This is a genomic window from Ligilactobacillus acidipiscis DSM 15836 (assembly GCF_001435755.1).
Taxonomy (GTDB): domain Bacteria; phylum Bacillota; class Bacilli; order Lactobacillales; family Lactobacillaceae; genus Ligilactobacillus; species Ligilactobacillus acidipiscis.
The window spans coordinates 1-20,733 of sequence record NZ_AZFI01000006.1 but is presented as its reverse complement, the minus strand read 5'-3'; the positions used below and the strand labels follow the sequence as shown (position 1 = coordinate 20,733).

Here is a 20,733-nt window from a genome sequence, read left to right as displayed (position 1 = left end):
TTTATTTTATTATGCCGTTACTTCCAATTTTTGGGTGATTTTTTCCATTCAAACATCGAGTCAACTTCAGCCTGGGTGAATGAACTTTTTTGTTGGGCTGCTTCGATAAGTTCAGAAAAGTTGGTTAACGTATGGAAAGTCAAATTTCTTTTCGCAAAATTTTCTTGCAGATCTCTCAGCTCATAACTAAATATCCCTACAACACCCAAAACAACCGCGTTTTCATTTTCTAAGGCAGTTGCTGCTTTGAGTACACTGCCTCCAGTCGACAATAAATCATCGATCAAAACAACTTTTTGGTTTTCTCGTAAAACACCCTCTGTTTGTTTCCCTTTACCATGATCCTTAGGCTTTGAACGCACGTAAATCAACGGTAATTCAAGTATATCTGCAACCCAAGCAGCATGTGGGATACCAGCAGTTGCTGTTCCTGCGATCACTTCCGCAGACGGATAATTTTGTCTGATCAGATCTGCTATCCCATTAGCGATTTCTTTTCTGATAGCAGGATAGCTGATGGTTAGTCGGTTATCACAATAAATGGGGCTTTTGATCCCACTTGCCCATGTAAATGGAGCTGCAGGTGATAACTTTACAGCTTCAATGTCAAGTAGCGCTTCAGCAATTTTTCTCAATTAAATTCCTTCTTTCCAAGATTTTTTTATGTCACGGTATGTTTGATATGGATCTTTTGCCTGAGTAATGCTTCTTCCGACCACTATCATAGATGCCCCACACTGCGCTGCTTGACCAGGAGAAACCACCCTTTTTTGATCGTCATACGCATCATTTTCTAAGCGAATTCCAGGAGTGACAGTCAAAAAATCTAGACCAGTAACTTCTTTGATTTGGTGAGCCTCGAAAGCAGAGCAGACAACACCATCAAGTCCAGCTTGTGCTGCCAGTTTGGCATAATTTTCCACACTTTGCTCCATACTTGCTTTGACAAGCTGCTCTTGATGCAGCATTTCTTCCGAAGTTGAAGTTAGTTGAGTGATGGCCAAAATTTTGGTGTTTGCAGAACTTTGCACTAAACCACTCTTTGCAGCCTTCATCATTTGAAGACCACCGCTTGCGTGAATAGTAGTTAAAGTAACATTTAACTTTGAAATACTTTTCATTGCCGCTTCGACCGTATGTGGAATATCATGACACTTCAAGTCAAGAAAGACATCATAGCCGCGTGCAGTCATTTCCTTGATCAGATCTGGACCACATCTATAAAACAGTTCCATCCCAATTTTCACAAACAACTTTTCTTTTTTCGGAAATTGTGTTAAAAAGTTATCTACACTGGCTTTGTCTGGAAAATCCAGTGCAATTATTGGTCTATCATCTCTCATCTTGAAATCCCTCTTTTACTTCATTTATTAATTTTGACAGTGATTCAATATTTAGCCGATCCATTTCAGGTTCAAGTTCGTCTAGAATATGCCAACAAGCTGCGGGATCATTAAACTGTGCACTACCGATCTGCACTGCGCTTGCACCTGCTAGGTACATTTCGATCACATCTTGTGCATTTGAAATACCCCCAACACCAATGATAGGCAGATCAACTTGATGGACAACCTGACAAATCATCCGAATAGCTGTGGGCTTTAAACTTGGACCAGACCAACCGCCAAATTTATTACCTAGAACTGGTTTTCTAGTTTGAGGGTCGATCCTCAAACCGTAAAGAGTATTGATCATTGTCAAGCCCTCTGCCCCGCCGTCCTTGGCAGCTTGAGCACACTCGATGATATCAGTCACATTTGGCGTTAGTTTAACATAAACAGGAACTGCAACCCTCTTTTTGATCTCACTAGTCAGCTTTTGAATGACCAGGGGATCAACACCGAACTGCATCCCGCCGGCAGCAACATTAGGGCAAGAAACATTTACTTCTAAAGCGTCAACCAGTTCAGAATTGTCTAGTTTCTCCGCCACCACACAATAGTCTGAAATACTTGCACCAGCTAAACTGGCAATGATCGGTAAATTCGGATAATGTGTTCGAAGTTGCGGTAACTTATGTTCAACTACTTTATCTACTCCTGGATTTGTCAAACCGACTGAATTCATGATCCCCTCTTTAAAAGAAACGATCTGTGGCTGAGGATTGCCTTTTTTTGCCATTTTGGTTGTCGTCTTTAAAACAACTGCACCTAATCTGTTTAAATCGTTTAACCTAGCAGCCTTAACATCCCCAAAACCAAAGCTGCCACTAGCCGGCATAATAGGATTTCTTAAAGAAAGCCCGGGTAATTCTACTTGTAACCGATTTGTGCTCATAAGCTCTCCTTTTTTTAACACATCTTAGCAACGTTAACTCTAATTTTACTTTTATAAAGGAGCCGTGGTTAAATACTGTCCTTCTAAAGCAACAAGCAAGGCTTGGACTGTATCCAAAGATGTTAATAAAAGCACATTGTGTGCCAAGGCAGTTTTCCTGATCAAAAAACCATCTGAATTCTTAGCTACATCCTCACCCATAGTATTGACTACCAAATCAACTTTTCCAGCTGAGATCACTTCCAAAATTCCATCTTTCTTTTGCTCGGGCTCTTCCTTGATCTTGGCAATTTCCATTGGATAAGTACCGGTTTGTCTTAAAAGGTCTGCAGTTCCGGATGTTGCATAAATTCGATATCCAATCCTAGCAAAACGACGAGCGAGACTAACAACTTCTTGTTTATCTTCATCGCTAACCGTTAATAAAACATTCCCATTCGGAGGCAACAATAGTCCTGCACCGACAAAAGCTTTTAGCAAAGCATTGGCATACTGGGTATCACTTCCCATCACTTCACCCGTAGACTTCATTTCCGGGCCAAGCAAACTATCACTATCATTTAATTTATTAAATGAAAAAACCGGTGCTTTTACATACTTGGTCAGTGGTTCTGCTTGTAATCCTGTCTGCAAACCTTGTTTCTTCAGGGACTCTCCCAAAATACTTCGCGTCGCGATCTGCGCCATTTCTAAGCCCGTAACTTTACTTAAGAATGGAACTGTACGGCTTGCCCGCGGATTAACTTCTAGAACGTAGACTTTTTCTCGCACAACGATAAACTGGACATTCATAATACCGATACACTTTAATTCACGGGCCAATTTTTGTGTGATATCAACGATCTGCTGCTTGACATTGGCACTCAGATGTTGCGGGGGATAAACGGCCATCGAATCACCTGAATGCACACCCGCACGTTCGATATGTTCCATAATTCCCGGCAATAATACTGCAGAACCATCGCATAATGCGTCAACTTCACATTCTCGTCCCTCTAAATATTGATCGATCAATATTGGATGCTGACCAACTAGAGAAGTATTTTCTTTTAAATACTTTAACAACCCTTCTTCAGTGGTAACTATCTGCATTGCACGTCCGCCCAGTACATAGCTGGGGCGAACCAACACTGGATAACCGATCTCTGACGCACCAGTTACTGCTTCGCCTTTCGAATAAGCGATCTTACCTCGAGGTTGATTTAGTTGTAGTTTTTTAATCAACTGATCGAACTCGTCACGGTCTTCAGCCTGATTTAAAGATGCTAAACTAGTCCCCAATATCTTTACACCATTAGTGGCAAGCGGCTCAGCCAAATTGATCGCGGTTTGCCCTCCAAACTGTAAGATGACTCCTAATGGCTGTTCGAGTTCAAAGACATCCAAAACTTTTTCTAAATTTAAGGGTTCAAAATAAAGTTTATCAGACACGGAAAAATCAGTTGAGACTGTTTCTGGATTCGAGTTCATAACAATTGCCTCATAACCCGCTTTTCGCAATGCTTTTACACAATGGACCGTTGCATAATCAAATTCGACTCCTTGTCCGATCCTGATCGGCCCCGAACCAATGACTAAAACCGACTGTTTTTTAGTTTTTCGACTTTCATTTTCTTCGCCATACGTACTATAAAAATATGGTGTATCTGAAGAAAATTCAGCTGCACAAGTATCGACCATCTTATAAGCAGGTAAAACTTGTTTTTCCAAACGAAATTCTCTCACTGTTTGCTGATCACTTTGCCATAAACGAGCTATAGTCATATCACTAAGCCCATAGTATTTTGCTTCTTTCAAGTAATCGGCGTCAAAAGCCCGCTGCTTACCTTTTTTTTCAAGTTCGATCAAATGTAGCACAACATCTAGGAAGTATTTATTTATTTTAGTAAAAGCTGCAACATCAGCTAACGACCAATTTCTGCGCAAAGCTTCGGCGATATAAAACAATCTCTCATCCGTAGCATGTACTAAGAATTTAGCCAGCACTTCATCATCTATCTGGCTGATTTTGGGCCAATACAGATCTTGCGGCTCGATTTCCAAAGACTGAACTGCTTTTGATAAAGCTTCTTCCAAATTTCTGCCGATTGCCATCACTTCGCCAGTTGCCTTCATTTGAGTACCGATCGAATGATCAGCCTGAGTAAATTTATCAAATGGCCAACGCGGTATTTTAGCAACAACGTAATCTAAGGCTGGCTCAAACTCAGCATAAGTAGTTTTAGTAACCGGGTTCTTGATCTCCGTCAAGTTTAATCCAACGGCGATTTTTGCAGCCATTTTAGCAATCGGATAACCCGTTGCTTTGGAAGCTAATGCCGATGAACGTGAGACTCGGGGATTAACTTCAATGACATAATATTGCATACTCTGTGGCGAAAGAGCTAATTGCACGTTACAGCCGCCTTCGATACGTAAAGCACGAATCAATTTTAGGGCACAGTCTCTTAACATCTGATATTCGCTATCACTAAGCGTTTGTGTGGGAGCAAAAACAATCGAATCACCCGTATGAACACCCACTGGGTCAAAATTTTCCATCGAACAAACGACTAATGCATTGTCAGCTGCATCGCGCATTACCTCAAATTCGATTTCGCGAAAACCAGCGATCGACTGTTCTATCAAACACTGACTGCTAGGCGATAATTTTAAACCATTGGCTACTATTTCTGATAACTCAGTTTGATCATGGCAGATCCCGCCTCCAGTTCCTCCCATAGTAAACGCGGGCCGGACGATCACTGGATAACCGACTTCATTCGCAAAATCCAGAGCTTCATTGACGTGCTGCACTGTTTTGGAAGCTGGAACTGGTTCACCCAAGTCTTGCATTAGTTGTTTGAATTTTTCACGATCTTCTGCTTGCTCAATGGAAGAAAGCCCTGTACCTAACAATTCAACATTCATTTCTTGCAAAATACCTTGTTCAAATAACGAAACGGCCAAATTCAGCGCTACTTGTCCTCCTAATGTCGGCAACAAAGCATCTGGAGCTTCCTGTCTGATTATCTTGGTAACTGTTTCTACAGTCAAAGGTTCAAGATAAACTTGATCAGCAATTTCATGGTCAGTCATAATAGTTGCGGGATTAGAGTTAACTAAAACTACTTGATATCCTTCCTCTCGCAAAGCCAAACATGCTTGAGTCCCCGAATAGTCAAATTCGGCAGCTTGACCAATTACTATCGGACCAGAACCAAGAACTAGAATTTTAGAGATATCATTTCTTTTTGGCAATTTTTTCCTCCTGTTGCGATGTGATCATTGCAATAAAATCATCAAAAACATCTATAGCATCATGTGGACCGGGACTTGCATCTGGATGAAATTGAACTGAAGCTGCAGGATACTTTTTATGTCGCAATCCTTCAACCGTTTGGTCGTTTAATTCAACGTAAGTTTCCGTTAGGACTGAATGGTCGATCGAATCTGCAGCAACCGCATAGCCATGATTCTGTGAGGTAAACATCGATCTTTGACTCGCTATCTCTATCACAGGATGATTAAAACCACGATGTCCAAACTTCATTTTGTATGTTTTGGCACCATTTGCCAGTGAAAATAATTGGTGTCCTAGACATATCCCAAAAATGACGGTCTTTGACTGTATCTCTTGGATCATCTTGATCGCATTTGGATGATCTTGCGGATCGCCAGGGCCATTTGAAAGCAAAACCCCATCCGGTTCAAAGCGCAAAATTTCCTCAGCAGTTGCTGTTTCGGGGACAACAACGATATTACAGTGTCTTTTGATCAATTCTCGTAAAATACTCTGCTTAGCACCAAAATCAACTAAGACGACGTTAAACCCACTTCCCGGGATCATGAACGGTGCTATTTGATTATCACGAAACAGCAGCTCTTTTTTTTCAGAGCGAACTAAATTATCTACTACGTTCGCTGTTGGTGGTAATTCATCTACTAATTCAGCTTGCATCGTACCTGCATTTCTCAATTTCTTTGTCAATGCACGAGTGTCTATCCCGCTGATGCCTGGAATTCCTTGGCGTTGCATAAAATGATCCAAGGTTTCACTCGAACGCCAACTATCAACTACTCGAGCCAGCTGACGACAAACAACTCCCGCACATGATGAATTCAAATCCTCACTATCCACCAAAGAAACGCCATAATTTCCTAATAAGGGATTAGTAAATACCAGCAATTGTCCAGCATATGAATCATCCGTGATCGCTTCTTGGTAACCTGTCATACCAGTTGTAAAAACCAACTCGCCTACAGAAACTCGTGCTGCTCCAAATGCTTGTCCCTGGTAGACCGTGCCATCTTCTAAAACTAAATAACGTTTCATTTTGCCTTTCACCCTTCTCACATATTTTTTGCTTACCGTTGATAGATAATTTTTCCTTTGACCAATGTGGACACCGTTTCACCCCACACACTTTGCCCTGCAAAAGGACTATTGACAGCCTTGGAAAGGAAATTATCCGTTATTAACTCATGCTTTTTTTGCAAATCAAAAATTGCCAAATCAGCTCGCATACCCGGAAGGATCTTCCCAGCATCATCGATCTTTAAAATGTCTGCTGGCGTGATACTCATGGCGTGTACCAATTTTTCTAAAGTCAACCGCCTTGTTTTCACTAATTTAGTATAGAGCATGGAAAAAGCCGTCTCACTGCCAGTGATCCCAAAAGCGGCTTGGGCAAATCCGCCAGCTTTATCTTTTTTAGTGTGAGGCGCATGGTCAGTGGCGATAATATCGATCGTCCCATCTAACAAGCCTGCGATCAACGCCTGTTGATCTTCCTTGGACCGTAAAGGAGGATTCATTTTGTAATTTGAATCGTCGCTTAAGATATCCTCTTCACTTAATAACAAGTGATGCGGTGTTACCTCACAAGTTACATTAACTCCCTGTGACTTTGCCGCACGGATCAATTCCACTGTTTCTTTAGTTGACACGTGGCAAACATGATAATGGGCCCCAGTTTGCTGAGCTAAAGCCAGATCCCTTGCCACCTGAGAAGTCTCACTGACCGCTGGGATCCCCCGCAAGTTTAATGCTCGTGCACTTGGACCTTGGTTGATCACGCCATGGTCAAAAAGCTCATCATCTTGTGCATGGACAGCGATCATCATGTGAGCAGCAGTAGCCTTTTTAAAAGCCTGATATGTCGTCAAACTAGATTGGATCCCATGTCCATCGTTACTTACCGCGAAGGCACCGGCTTTTTGTAATTCACTAAAATCGGTCAAACGCTCACCAATTAAATTTTCAGTTACAGGCGCATACTGTAAAACCCTGACTTGACCATGTTGTGCATTTAAAAGGCACATTTTTTTCATTTCCGCGGCACAATTAGGGACTGGTGAAACATTAGCCATCGCACAAACTGTGGTATAACCGCCATGTGCTGCTGCTCTAGTTCCTGAGGCAATATCCTCTTTAGCAGTTTGCCCCGGTTCTCTTAAATGAACATGTGCATCAATTAGTCCTGGAACTACTATCATATTTGCGGCATCGATTTCTTTTTGTCCTGAAAGGTCTTGTCCTATCGCAGTGATCCGGCCATTTTCTACTAGAACATCCGTCCTAAGAAAACGTTCATCAACCAACACTGTTCCATTCTTAATAACGATTTTTTCCATTGCCTCAACCTCCGATATGTCTGCCATTGATCACAGCTTCAAGCATTGCCATGCGCATATAGACACCGTTAGTCATTTGCCTAACAAATCTTGAGCGGGGAGCCTCAACTAATTCAGATGCCATTTCGACCCCGCGATTGATCGGTCCAGGATGCATCACGATCGCACTTGACTTCATTTTCTGGTAACGAGCGACCGTTAAACCAAATTGCTGATGATATTTGATCTCACTGAAATTTTTTTCGGCCTCCGTTTCCTCATGTCTTTCATGTTGAACTCTTAAGAGCATCAAAACATCAATTTTAGGAATCAGTTCATCAAGCGGCAAATATTGACCATATTCATTAAACTCAGACGTAAACCATTCGCTAGGACCAGAAAAATAAATGTCGGCACCTAACTTTTTTAATAATTGCATGTTGCTACGCGCCACGCGTGAATTTTTCAAATCACCTACGATCGCGATCTTAAGTTTGTTAAAATGACCAAATTCCTCATGAATTGTCATTAAATCCAACAAGCACTGCGAAGGATGCTGACCAGAGCCATCTCCGGCATTAAGCAGACCAATATTTAGTTTCGAGCCAGGCTGTTCAAGTATGTGCTGATAATAATTATTTTGCGGATGCCTGATCACTGCTAAATCAATTCCGATAGCGGACATAGTCAATAAGGTATCGTACAAAGACTCTCCTTTCTGAACGGAGCTGGTCTCCGCCGCGAAAGGAAAAACATTTAAGCCCAGCTTTTTTTCTGCCATCGTAAAACTCAGCTTGGTCCTGGTAGAATTCTCAAAAAATAAATTTGCAACGTTGATTTGACGTTTGAAGTTTTCTTTGCGCCCACCATTTTTGAAATACGCTGCACGCTCAAGTAGGTTATAAACTTGTTTTGAATTCAAGTCTTCAACAGTCACAAAGTGTGGTAATAATATTTGGGACATCAATTGTGTCATATAGAATTATCTCCTTACATTTTTGGAATTTATTGGACAACAATTATTTAACAGTTACTTACTTAACTTTTAAATCGTTTAATTTTCTTCACTTGCAGCATTCGCGGGTAAGAGCAGATTTAATACGATCCCAAAAACAGTTGAAAGTGCAATACTGGTTAGTTGAAAATTACCAAGTTGGAGATATGTTCCACCGATCCCGATCACTAAGATCACAGAAGTAATGATCAGATTCCGCTTTTTTTCATAGTCTACCTTCGAATCAACTAGGATCCGTAAGCCATTAGATGCGATCATCCCAAATAAAAGGAATGATATCCCGCCAATCACCGGCCAAGGTATGGTCTGGATCAGCGCGGAAACTTTACCGCAAAAGCTAAAGACAACAGCGAAGAAAGCCGCTCCACCCAGTACCCAAACACTATGAACTTTGGACATTGCCAAAACCCCAATATTTTCACCATATGATGTTGTTGGAGGACCACCAACAAAACCTGCAATGATCGTAGATAATCCATCACCTAGCAGTGTCCGGTGCAAACCAGGATCTTTTAGAAAGTTCCTTTTGGTCAGTTTATTTAAAACCATGATATGTCCCATATGTTCTGTCATCGTAACAAAAGCGATCGGTGCCATTCCGATGATGGCTGCTGGATAAAATTTAAAATCATAATTCAAAAACATCACATTAAATGCGGGCAAACTGAACCATTTGGCTGCTTTAACAGGCTCAAGGTCCACGATACCCACTGTCAACGCCAATAAGTAGCCGCAAATTATCCCTAATAAAACGGGGATCATGCTGGAAAACCCTTTGAGAAACATATTAAAAATGATCGTGATCAATAAGGTAAACATCGCAACCCCAAAAAACTTAATGTCATAATGCGAATTATTTAGCATTGCATCATTGGCTGCGGTGGTTGCTAAGGAAAGTCCAATAACGATAATGATCGGTCCGACCACTACCGGTGGTAAAACTTGATCCATCCAAGCCGAACCAAACTTGGAGATCAGCCAGGCCACAACTACATATACTAAGCCAGAAACGATCGCACCTTGGCCCACTGCAGGATAACCATACTGATGCATCAAGGCCTGCATTGTAACAACAAAAGCAAAGCTTGAGCCTAAGTAGGCTGGTATCTTGGCCTTTGTACATAATATGTAAACCAATGTCCCAACACCTGAAGCAAATAACGCAATACTTGGATTAATGCCGATCAATAATGGTACTAAAACGGTGGCACCAAACATTGTAAAAAGATGCTGGATCGACAAGACTAACCATTGACCAAACTTCGGTTTATCTTTGATATCCAAAATAGCCTCTTCATTACGAAATTCATTGTTATTATTATCTGACACTTGTGATCTCTTCCCTTCATTATCAAAAACAATTATGAAAATTAACAAAATTTGTTTTAGAGCGTGGAATTCACTAAAACTAAAGCAGCTTTTGTTAAATTTCCACAAAAAAAGCCTAGGTCATCGTTTAAATGACCTAGGCAAATACACTGCTGCAAATAACTAGTCTGGTAGACTTACTTGCAACCTGCAACTCAAACCGTTGTGCCCTCACTGGAGTCATTTAAATGGTTCATTACAATAATAATTATTTTTTAAAAAGCAGCTTCAACAAATCAGATCAGCTCGATATCATCTTTATTATCGACTTCTGTCATATAGACTGCTACTTTTTCATCCCAAGAAGTTGGAATATTTTTTCCGACAAAATCTGCTCTGATCGGTAACTGTCTGTGTCCCCGATCAACTAAAACTGCCAACCTAATCTTTCGTGGCCGTCCTTGATCCATAATGGCATCAAGAGCTGCCCGAATAGTCCTACCCGTGAACAAAACGTCATCAACTAAAACAACATTTTTATCGGTCACATCATTTTTGAATTCAGCAACCTGTTTAGCAGCGCCGGGGCGATGACTGCTAATATCATCACGATAAAGTGAAATATCCAGTTCATTTACTCCAACTTCAAAATTTTCAAGTTCTTTCAAACGCTGAGCAATGCGACGTGCTAAAAATACCCCACGCGTCTTGATCCCCACTAAAACTAAATTATCGACACCCTTGTTGTTTTCGATAATTTCATAAGTGATCCTGGTCAGTGCCCTTTTCATTGCAATTTCATCAAAAATTTGCTTTGACATCGAAAGTTCTCCTTTGAATTAAAATTTTTGGCCCAAACAAAACAAAATCTGAGTTGTGCAGTTAAGAACTTATTAAAAAAGCCCGACCGCAGCCTTTTGAGGTTACAGTCGAGCTTGCCAAAAAATGGCATTGCTAACTTTTCTTCAATGCTGCCCTTACTAGCCTCTCTGGACTAAGTTTTAAAAGGAACTTAACTGTTAATTATTCTACTAATTACTGCTCTGCTTGTCAAGGTCATCGATAGTTTTTTTAAAATAATTCGGTAAAGGTGCCTTAAAGTCTAATCTTTTCTTGGTTACAGGATGAGTAAATCCAAGTTCTGCAGCATGTAAAAATTGTCCTGGACCAGCTAAAGTTTTTTTAGGGCCATATACTGGATCACCAGCGACAGGATGCCCGATATATTTCAAATGAACTCTGATTTGATGGGTCCTTCCCGTCTCTAACCGACATTTTACCAAAGTATAATTCTGATATCTTCGTAATACCTCAAAATGCGTCACTGCTCGACGACCTCCAGCAACAACAGCCTGCTTTTTACGATCTTTAGGGCTTCGTGCCAATGGGGCATTGACAGTCCCATGATCTTCTTTGATGATCCCATGAACCAAAGCTATATAATAACGACTGGTCGTTTTATCCTTTAATTGTTGTGCCAAACTATGGTGAGCATGATCATTTTTAGCAACCATTAACAACCCTGACGTATCCCGGTCGATCCGGTGAACTATTCCGGGACGTAATGTTCCATTGATCTTAGACAACGGACAGTGGTAAAGCAAAGCATTGACTAAAGTTTGATCTGGGTGTCCAGGAGCAGGATGAACAACCATTCCTGCAGGTTTATTGACTACTAAAACATCATCATCTTCATAGACGATATCTAAGGGAATATCTTGTGCCACTAAATCGAGTTTGTGAACTTCAGGTTCGTTGATAGTAACTTGATCTCCATCTTTGACCTGATAACGCGGTTTTTCCTGTTGGCCATTAACTAAAATCTTGCCATCGAGTAACAGTTTCTTGATCATAGAACGTGAAAATTCCGGAAAAGCAGCACTTAAAACCTGGTCTAAGCGACCCTTTTGCTTTGTAACATTAAACTTTTTCATAACGAATCATCCCTTAACATGACGATCAAAATTATGATCACCCCAACAGTTAAAGCACAATCAGCAACATTAAAAATCGGAAAGTTAATGAAATCCAATTCAAACATGTCGATCACATAACCCAGACGTAACCGATCAACAAAATTACCAATAGTGCCGCCAAGGATCAATGTTAACCCTAAGGCGTAACCCCAGTTCTTCCATAATTTAATGAAATAATAGATCACTACTACGATCGCAATGATCGAAATCAGTGTAAAAAACCATTGCTGGCCCTGTAACATACTCCACGCCGCTCCGTAATTTCGTACATGAGCCAGTGAAAAAACATTATTAACTAAAACCTCACTATGATTCAAGGGAATATGACCTAGTACAAAAAACTTGACCGACTGATCAAGTAGGACAACAGCAAAAACTAATAATACATAAATCGGCATAAAATCGACGTCCTTTATTTCTAATATGAATTAAAACAAACAAATATCAACCTAATATTTGCCTGCTCACTCCCTAATGGTTATACAAAACCTTATGTCCAACACAGACTAAAAGAGACCTGAGATCTTCCCTAAATAATCGATATTTATTTGATCAGCAGCTGGTTTAGCCGGTAAACCCGGCATTGTTAAGACGTTCCCCGTTAAGGCTACGATAAAACCTGCACCCAATTTAGGCACAAATTCACGAACATGGATCGAAAAACCTTGAGGTGCGCCTAAAAGCTTGGGGTCATCACTAAATGAATATTGTGTTTTTGCCATACATACCGGCAATTGATCCCAGCCGTGTTTTGCAAACTCTTTTAACTGCTTGCGGGCTTTTGGAGCATAAACAACATCACTGCCGCCATAAATTTGAGTAACGATCGTGGTGATTTTTTCAGCCAAAGTCATTTTCTGTGAATATAACGGCGTAAACTCACTCTTCTCGTCACAACTAGCAATAACCGCCTGTGCCAATTTTTGTGCACCTGCGCCCCCTTGTTCCCACACATTAGCCAATTGTGCAACTACTCCTTGCGTACGGCATAGTTCTTGCAAACAATCTAATTCTTGATCAGTATCGGTCACAAAGCGGTTGATCGCAACCACCACTGGCACACCATAACGTTGCATAGAATGAATATGACGAGCCAAATTACTATAACCTGCTTTTAAAGCTGCAATGTTTTCTTCATTCAATTCATTTTTTGAGAGTCCACCATTCATTTTTAGTGCACGTACCGTAGCCACTATCACTATAGTATCAGGCGTTTTCCCTAAAACCGGAGTCTTGATGTCAAGAAATTTTTCTGCACCCAGATCTGAACCAAAACCTGCTTCGGTGACCGTGTAATCAGCTAATTCCAAAGCCGTTTTAGTCGCCAAAACACTGTTACAACCATGAGCAATATTAGCAAACGGTCCACCATGGACCAAAGTCGGTGTATGTTCAAGCGTTTGGACCAGATTTGGTTTAAGTGCATCTTTCAAAATAGTTGTGATCGCTCCTTGGACTTGAAGGTCCCCAACTGTAACTGCCTGACCGTCATATGTATAGCCGACTAAGATCTTTGCGATCCGCTCTTTGAGATCCTCTATGTCTGTCGCCAAACACAAAACTGCCATAAGTTCTGAAGCCACCGTAATATCAAAACCATCTTGGCGCACGATCCCTGAAGTAGTACCGCCAAGACCGATCACGATATTTCTTAAAGCTCGATCATTGATATCTAAAGCTCGCTTCCAGACAACACGTCGTGGATCAATGTTTAGTTCATTTCCTTGGTAAATGTGGTTATCTATCAACGCTGCCAAGGTATTATTAGCACTAGTTAAAGCATGCATATCTCCCGTAAAATGCAAATTTATATCTTCCATCGGGAGTACTTGAGCAAAACCTCCCCCAGTAGCTCCTCCTTTGGCCCCCATTACAGGTCCCATTGATGGTTCACGCAACGCGATCATTGTTTTTTTACCAGCAGCTTTCAAAGCATCTCCTAGGCCAATAGTTATGGTTGATTTACCTTCACCAGCTGGAGTTGGACTTACAGCAGTGACCAAGATCAACTTGCCTGACCGCTTTGGCACTCGTTTAACATTTAATGGCAGGTCGATCTTAGCTTTGAAGTGTCCATATGGTTCAATTTTTTCCAAAGGGATCCCCGCATCTTGAGCAACCTTATTTATTGGCCATAACTCAGCCTGTTGTGCGATCTCAATATCTTTCATTACAACCAGCCTCCACTTTTTGATGACGATAGTTTCTTTCTCAGTTACACTACAGCAATCTTATTTCTGAGCAGTTGGGCAACTTCTTGAACATTGCTTTTTTTCATTAATAATTCATATTCATTGTGCTTAGTTTTAACCAGCAGTCTGTGTCCTGCTGTTGCAACAGCCGAAATATCTGCGTAAGAAATACTTTCGTTATTAGTTTTGATCACTTTATTAAGCAATAATCTGTCTGGTCCTAACTTTATTTGTCGAGAACCAACCTGCAACGCAAAAACTACAATAAAGATAATAAAAGTAACAATAGTCCATGGCTGCAGTACAGTGATTTCTAACCATAATAACATGCTTAACAAAAAAATCATAAACGTAAATGACCAACAAATCACGCTTGTCGCAACATCAGGTTGATAACAATATTTCTTGTCCATCCTTTGAATTCACCTTGCCTTTTAAAACTGCTATTCAGTAGTGATACTTCTGTCTTTTTTCCCCCAATATTGAAAAAGATCTGTCCTCAAAGCTCCATTATAAAGTTTACGTCGCTTAGTGGCTTTTTGCCCATATTCTTTTTCAAAATTCAAATCACTGGATAATATATACTTACTCCAAGTTTTCAGTGGACGATATAACTCGCCCATTTGCTGATAGAGTTTTGCGGCTTCTTTTTGGTCACTCAGTCGTACTCCATATGGCGGGTTTGCTACTATCACGCCATTTTTAGCTGTGGTTTTAAAATCCTTAACGGCCAGTTGCTTAAATTCAATATCATGCAAGACACCTGCTTTGTTAGCATTTAACCGTGAGATCGAAATCATCTGTTCGTCGATATCGTAACCATGAATGTCTAACTGCTGCTCTTTATTTTGAGCGGCTTTGGCTTTGACTCTTAATTTTTCAGCAATCTCCTGGGGGAATAATGGCCAAGACTCACAGGCAAAACTACGCCAAGACCCGGGAGCGATATTACGTCCGATCAATGCTGCTTCGATCGGTAAAGTACCCGAACCGCAGACAGGATCAACAAATGTCATTTCTGGATACCAGCGAGCTAATAATATCAAAGCCGCAGCCATGTTTTCTTTTAATGGTGCTGCTCCTTTTTCGACCCGGTAACCGCGCTTAAACAAACTATCGCCTGTTGTATCTAGTAACAACATCACATGATCCTTATTCAGGACTGCTTCGATTTGAAACTTAGCCCCACTTTCAGGAAATTTAGTGCGCCGGTGGTAAGCAGCTGACATTTGTTTAACGACTGCTTTTTTAACGATCGACTGAATGCTTGGTACATGATGCAAGGTTGACTTTTGTGATTTGGCATTTACCGGGAATTCAGCATCCATTGGTAAGAATTGATCCCAGGTGATCGCCTTTGTTTGTTCAAAAAGATCATCAAAAGTTTTAGCTTCAAATTCCGCCAAAACGATTTTGATTCGATCTGCAGTTCGTAACCACATGTTGGTCCAAAAGATATCTTCAAACGTACCCTTAAACCTGGCTCGACCGTTTTCGATCTGTGTTTCATATCCTAAGTGACGCAACTCATTACCAACTAATGCTTCGATCCCCGAAGCACAGGTTGCGATCAAATTGTATTCTTCCATTATTAAAGAACCTCCATATTCATTCAAAAAGAAGTAAGCCGTTAAAATCAACACAAAATGCTTCATACTCCTAAAATTTACTATTAAAAAAGTCGGGATAATTAAAAATTACCCCGACCCCTGTCATGTAGTCCTCTATAAGCCACGTTCCGTACGTCATTCGATCCAGGAATCGAAATCGGTGGTAATCATCTATCTCCGAGTGAATCAACACTCGCCCCCATGATTTGTTCATTTCCGTCATGAAGCGCCCCTACCATAATTTGGGTTACCTACTCGTGGGGTTTACCGCGTTCCATCAAACAGGTTTCCCTGTTTGCTTCGTCACTGTGGCACTTTTCAAGACTACTCAGGCATGATCGAAATTTTAGCCCTTTTATCTGCCATAACCTGTAATAACAGGTCTCCTGCCTTATTTTTTCAGCAAGCACGAACACTACAAGCATCGCAGCTTGTGTAAGCTTGGACTTTCCTCAGCCTGCTTAATGCAGACCGCGATTACCAGAAAACTACACTTCTTTATTAAAACTGATTGCTTTGATCATCATCGTTAAGTTGGGCACCAAACACGTGGCGCTCTAGGTTGGACAAACGTTTCAAAATATCCATGTTTGTCGTATTAGAAGCAGGACGCGATGTTTGTCCGGATTTACCAACTGCCACCTGTTTAGTCAATTCATCAACTTTACTGACCAAACGATCATTTTCAGCCTGCAAACGTTGGTTTTCCTTAGCATACATCTCATAATCTTGAATAACATCATCCAAGAATTCATCAACATCTGCCGGATCATAACCACGCATCTTTGGCTTAAAATGCTTATTGACAATATCTTTAGGCGTTAGTTTTATGTTTTCCATTGCATTGCACCCCATCCAAGAAAGGAACTTAACTTATAACAATACTATTATATCAGTTACTCCTGAAATTTCAAGTTATTTTTACATTCATCTAATTTTGTCCCAGAAATTTTAAAAACAAACTATTCAAATGACCCTGATCATTCACCATCATCATTTCGTTCTTTTTGCTGTTCAGCCAACTCTGCAGCTGCATCCTGCAAGTCGAACATGTCCAATAATTCAGTAGCATATTCACTTTTTTCTTGTTGTCGTTTAATTGCTTGATAGTCGAATTTATTTTTGCCTGGGTAATCCGGATCATAAACCAGCAATGCGCCATCTGTGTGCCCCAACATAAATTTTTGGTAGTTTTTCAATTGCTGTGGCGAACGATACGGTTGTTTACTGACTGATGCAGAAAAATCAACAGCCTGCTTTAGTTTTAACAAGTACTGCTGCTTATTTTCCTGCCAATTTTGACCAAAATCGGCAAATGGCAGCATAAGAGCGACTTTTAAATCTGCATATTCTTTTTTCAATTCTAGGGCTGTTTCAACTGCCCACTGTTCGACTCCCAATTGTCCTCCAGTTATTATCCAGCTTAATCCATTATCGGCCCTTGTTTTTAAGTTACTTTTTAAGACCGCTTTGATCACATCTTTTTTTGGGTCCTTGTCATTAAATACATTCAACTCATAGCTGCGATAACCCGTGACCCATAACCGCATACTTTCCGCCTCTCAAAATTATCAAATTAAACTATTCTACTATAATATGTGGTGTTTAAACGATTTTTACATAGCACGACTTCATAAACCCGTTCTACTGCTTCTAATATGAACACTCTTATACTTTTAGTCTTTAAATTAGTATATTCTGCTGAAAGGTTTTTTTCAAACTTTGCCATTAGTAAATTGAGTTGTTATAATTAAGCGCATAGGAGTGTGAGAAAAATGATCAAACACTATCCAAATGGAGTTCCCTTTCAGGAACAATTTACTGCAGATCACAAATCAAGCTTTAACACTGCTCCTGCACATGACAATATCATCTATGGCAATCGTGGTATGTCGCTTGAACAAGAGATCAATCTCAGTAACAAATATTATTTGGAATCCGGAATAGCTGTGATCCACAAAAAACCAATCCCAATTCAAATCGTTGATGTCTGCTACCCTAAAAGAAGTGCGGCTGTGATCAAAGAAGCTTATTTTAAACAAGCTTCCACAACAGATTACAATGGCGTCTATCGGGGGCATTACATCGACTTTGAAGCAAAAGAAACTTGCAATCGTTCATCTTTCCCGCTCAATAATTTCCATGACCATCAAATCAAACATATGAAAGCATGTGAAAAACAACAGGGAATATGTTTTACGATCGTCAAGTTTGTGGTCCGGCAGGAGATCTACTTAATGCCTTCACACTTACTATTCCACTATTGGGATGGTCGAGAAAAGGGCAGAAAATCTATTCCATATGAGCAAATCAAACAGGAAAGCTATTTGATCAATTATCACATCAACCCGCGAATTCCTTATCTCAAGGGCGTTGACCAGTTGATCAATAAATTAAAAATGCCGTAATAAAGGAGTTTATGTCCATCATGAGTAAGCAAGATTCAAAATATTCACGCGTTGATCGTCGTGAACAAGAACAAAAAAATAAACGACCAAAACATCCGCGTAAAAAGAGTCATGTTTTTTCCAAGATTTTTTGGTCCCTAGTATTGTTATTGGTCGTGGCCATTGCTGGTGGCGCGACTTTGTTCTTTTCTTATGCTAGAAGTGCCCCTGCTTTAAATGAGTCCAATCTCAAAAACCCGGGCGCTACTAAGATTTACGATTCCTCAGATCATAAGATCTTAGACCTTGGTTCGCAAAATGCTGAAGCTTTAAAGCAAAACGAAGTTCCGCAGCAATTAAAAGATGCCGTGATCTCTATCGAAGACCGGCGTTTTTATAAACATCAAGGAGTTGATATTAAACGAACGATCGGTGCCGCTTTTTCAAACGTTTTCCATTCATCTTCCGGCCTTCAAGGTGGTAGTACTTTAGACCAGCAATTAATTAAATTATCATTTTTCTCAACTAAGAAGTCAGATCAAACGTTAAAAAGAAAAGCACAGGAAGCTTGGTTGGCACGGAAATTGGATAAAACCTATTCTAAAAACCAAATTTTAACTTTTTACATTAACAAGGTTTTTATGGGTTATAGCTCATACGGTATGCAAACGGCCGCTAAATTCTACTACGGCAAATCAGTCAAAAATCTAGACTTGGCGCAAACCGCTTTGATTGCAGGTATCCCGAATGCTCCATCACAATATAATCCATACTCTAATCCTAAATTAGCCTTAGCAAGACGAAATGAAGTTTTAGACGCTATGTTAAATAATAAAAAGATCTCACAAGCTCAGCATGACGCTGCACAAAGTCAAAGTATCAGTGACGGTTTGCTTCCCTATCATCAAAATGAACAAAAAAATGAAAAAGCCAAAATTGCTGATCCATATATTAAGCAAGTTATTACTGAGGTCAAAAAAAAGGGATATGATCCTTACGCTTCCAATCTGAAGATATATGCCAATATTGATATGCGGATCCAAAAGAGGCTCTATAATATTGCAAATGGCGACAATTACGTCTATTTCCCTGATAATAAGGTTCAGGTTGCTTCAACGATCATCAATCCAAATAACGGCAAAGTTGTAGCGATGTTGGGCGGAAGAAAAACAGGCAATGTTACGTATGGTTTGAACCGTGCTGTACAAACCGCTCGAACTAACGGTTCGACAGCTAAGCCTTTGATGGACTATGCCCCTGCGTTCGAATATTTGAACTGGGCAACTTATCATTCACTAAAAGATGAAAAATACACTTATCCAGGCACTAACACACAGTTGAATGATTTTGACAACCAATATAAGGGCACAATGACATTGCGTGAGGCTTTAGTGCAATCAAGAAACGTTCCTGCGATCAAGACTTTAGCAGCTGTGGGGATCAATAAAGCTCAAAACTTTATTGGTAAGTTAGGTTTTCATTATAAGAAACAATTAGAATATCAAAATGGGATCGGTTTGCCGTCTTCAACTTTGCAAAATGCGGCTGCTTATTCAGCATTTGCAAACGGCGGGACATATTACAAGCCATCCTATATCAATCGCATCGAAACTGCAGATGGCCAGGTTAACGATTATTCTAATAAAGGTAAACATGTTATGCAGTCTTCAACTGCTTATATGATCACTGATGTCTTAAAGGGTGTTATCACTTCTCCAATGGGTTCTGGTACACGCGCACAGATTCCTGGTCTGTATCAGGCTGGTAAGACAGGTACAAATGCATACCCAGATGATATTGCTGATAAGTTTCCAGACGACGTGTCGATGGATTCATGGTTCAACGGATATACTAAAAATTACTCAGTCTCAGTCTGGACCGGCTATGACCATCCATATCAAGATAACAACTACCTGGATACAGCTTCTGAACGAATATCCCAGTTAGTTTATAAGGCTATCATGTCTTACATTTCTCAGGGAAAAACCAATTCAGATTGGTCACGACCGAGTAATGTTTTAACTAAAGAAGTCAACGGTGTCCGTGAACTTTATCTGGCAGGTTCACCTGATCAAGACATTGTCAAAGAAGACAGTGAGGATAGCAGCAGCTCAAGCAAATCTACTTCTTCTGAGGAAAGCAGTTCATCTTCAAGTTCAAGTTCTTCAGAACAAAGCAGCTCAAACAGCTCAGAAGAATCAAGCTCAAGTAGTGAGGAACAGCCTTCTTCATCCGAAGGCTCTGAGTCTTCATCTTCGAGCACTAGCACTCAAAGCAGCAGCCAGCCTGCAACCTCAAAGATGAAGAAGTCTCGCCAAAAGATCAACCAATAGCTTAAAACAAATGGGACTTTGTCAAATAGTGTTGATGGTC

Annotated in this window: 18 protein-coding genes and 1 other RNA gene; 2 read left to right on the top strand and 17 right to left on the bottom strand. The window is 40.4% G+C overall.

Annotation, left to right across the window (positions count from 1 at the left end; all coding sequences use genetic code 11):
* Positions 1-17 precede the first annotated feature (17 nt).
* The 17 genes from pyrE to FC65_RS01110 form a co-directional block, all read right to left on the bottom strand.
* Positions 18-635 carry an orotate phosphoribosyltransferase gene (pyrE, locus tag FC65_RS01185; protein WP_010494208.1) on the bottom strand — a complete coding sequence of 206 codons (618 nt, stop codon included), beginning with the start codon at positions 633-635 and terminating at the stop codon, positions 18-20.
* Entirely contained in the window at positions 636-1,343 is a 708-nt protein-coding gene (pyrF, locus tag FC65_RS01180) for an orotidine-5'-phosphate decarboxylase (protein ID WP_056971247.1), read from the bottom strand. It lies immediately after the preceding gene.
* Positions 1,333-2,277, bottom strand: a complete 945-nt coding sequence (locus FC65_RS01175; protein ID WP_056971246.1) for a dihydroorotate dehydrogenase — start codon at positions 2,275-2,277, stop codon at positions 1,333-1,335. Before FC65_RS01175 ends, pyrF begins: the two co-directional genes overlap by 11 nt.
* Positions 2,278-2,328: 51 nt before the next feature.
* The gene (carB, locus tag FC65_RS01170) at positions 2,329-5,517 is read right to left on the bottom strand and encodes a carbamoyl-phosphate synthase large subunit (RefSeq protein WP_056971245.1); all 3,189 of its coding nucleotides are present in this window, start codon (positions 5,515-5,517) and stop codon (positions 2,329-2,331) included.
* On the bottom strand, positions 5,501-6,592 hold the full coding sequence (locus FC65_RS01165; RefSeq protein WP_056971244.1) for a carbamoyl phosphate synthase small subunit: 1,092 nt from the start codon (positions 6,590-6,592) through the stop codon (positions 5,501-5,503). Before FC65_RS01165 ends, carB begins: the two co-directional genes overlap by 17 nt.
* Positions 6,593-6,624: 32 nt before the next feature.
* Positions 6,625-7,893 carry a dihydroorotase gene (locus FC65_RS01160; RefSeq protein ID WP_056971243.1) on the bottom strand — a complete coding sequence of 423 codons (1,269 nt, stop codon included), beginning with the start codon at positions 7,891-7,893 and terminating at the stop codon, positions 6,625-6,627.
* A gap of 4 nt (positions 7,894-7,897) precedes the next feature.
* Positions 7,898-8,848: an aspartate carbamoyltransferase catalytic subunit gene (locus FC65_RS01155; RefSeq protein ID WP_056971242.1), complete on the bottom strand. Its 951-nt coding sequence runs from the start codon at positions 8,846-8,848 to the stop codon at positions 7,898-7,900.
* 78 nt (positions 8,849-8,926) lie between these two features.
* Entirely contained in the window at positions 8,927-10,216 is a 1,290-nt protein-coding gene (locus FC65_RS01150; RefSeq protein ID WP_056971241.1) for a solute carrier family 23 protein, read from the bottom strand.
* 275 nt (positions 10,217-10,491) lie between these two features.
* A complete protein-coding gene (gene pyrR, locus FC65_RS01145) occupies positions 10,492-11,016 on the bottom strand; it encodes a bifunctional pyr operon transcriptional regulator/uracil phosphoribosyltransferase PyrR (RefSeq protein ID WP_010494231.1) in 525 nt (174 codons plus the stop codon).
* A 210-nt stretch (positions 11,017-11,226) separates the two neighbouring features.
* Entirely contained in the window at positions 11,227-12,129 is a 903-nt protein-coding gene (locus tag FC65_RS01140; RefSeq protein ID WP_056971240.1) for an RluA family pseudouridine synthase, read from the bottom strand.
* On the bottom strand, positions 12,126-12,569 hold the full coding sequence (lspA, locus tag FC65_RS01135; protein WP_056971239.1) for a signal peptidase II: 444 nt from the start codon (positions 12,567-12,569) through the stop codon (positions 12,126-12,128). Before lspA ends, FC65_RS01140 begins: the two co-directional genes overlap by 4 nt.
* 108 nt (positions 12,570-12,677) lie before the next feature.
* Positions 12,678-14,342 carry a formate--tetrahydrofolate ligase gene (locus FC65_RS01130; protein ID WP_056971238.1) on the bottom strand — a complete coding sequence of 555 codons (1,665 nt, stop codon included), beginning with the start codon at positions 14,340-14,342 and terminating at the stop codon, positions 12,678-12,680.
* Between the two features lie 44 nt (positions 14,343-14,386).
* Positions 14,387-14,776 carry an EbsA family protein gene (locus FC65_RS01125; RefSeq protein WP_010494244.1) on the bottom strand — a complete coding sequence of 130 codons (390 nt, stop codon included), beginning with the start codon at positions 14,774-14,776 and terminating at the stop codon, positions 14,387-14,389.
* A 30-nt stretch (positions 14,777-14,806) separates the two neighbouring features.
* Positions 14,807-15,952 carry a THUMP domain-containing class I SAM-dependent RNA methyltransferase gene (locus FC65_RS01120; RefSeq protein ID WP_056971237.1) on the bottom strand — a complete coding sequence of 382 codons (1,146 nt, stop codon included), beginning with the start codon at positions 15,950-15,952 and terminating at the stop codon, positions 14,807-14,809.
* 133 nt (positions 15,953-16,085) lie between these two features.
* An RNA gene (rnpB, locus tag FC65_RS11425) (RNase P RNA component class B) lies at positions 16,086-16,462 on the bottom strand.
* A 12-nt stretch (positions 16,463-16,474) separates the two neighbouring features.
* The gene (gpsB, locus tag FC65_RS01115) at positions 16,475-16,813 is read right to left on the bottom strand and encodes a cell division regulator GpsB (RefSeq protein ID WP_010494256.1); all 339 of its coding nucleotides are present in this window, start codon (positions 16,811-16,813) and stop codon (positions 16,475-16,477) included.
* Between the two features lie 140 nt (positions 16,814-16,953).
* Positions 16,954-17,523, bottom strand: coding sequence for an SLOG family protein (locus FC65_RS01110; protein WP_056971236.1), 570 nt, complete (start codon positions 17,521-17,523; stop codon positions 16,954-16,956).
* 225 nt (positions 17,524-17,748) lie between these two features.
* On the opposite strand from FC65_RS01110, the gene recU reads away from it, so the two are divergent.
* Positions 17,749-18,381 carry a Holliday junction resolvase RecU gene (recU, locus tag FC65_RS01105; RefSeq protein ID WP_056971235.1) on the top strand — a complete coding sequence of 211 codons (633 nt, stop codon included), beginning with the start codon at positions 17,749-17,751 and terminating at the stop codon, positions 18,379-18,381.
* Between the two features lie 20 nt (positions 18,382-18,401).
* Positions 18,402-20,693 (top strand): transglycosylase domain-containing protein, encoded by a 2,292-nt coding sequence (locus FC65_RS01100; protein WP_156408553.1) that lies wholly within the window; start codon positions 18,402-18,404, stop codon positions 20,691-20,693.
* The last annotated feature ends 40 nt before the right edge of the window (positions 20,694-20,733 follow it).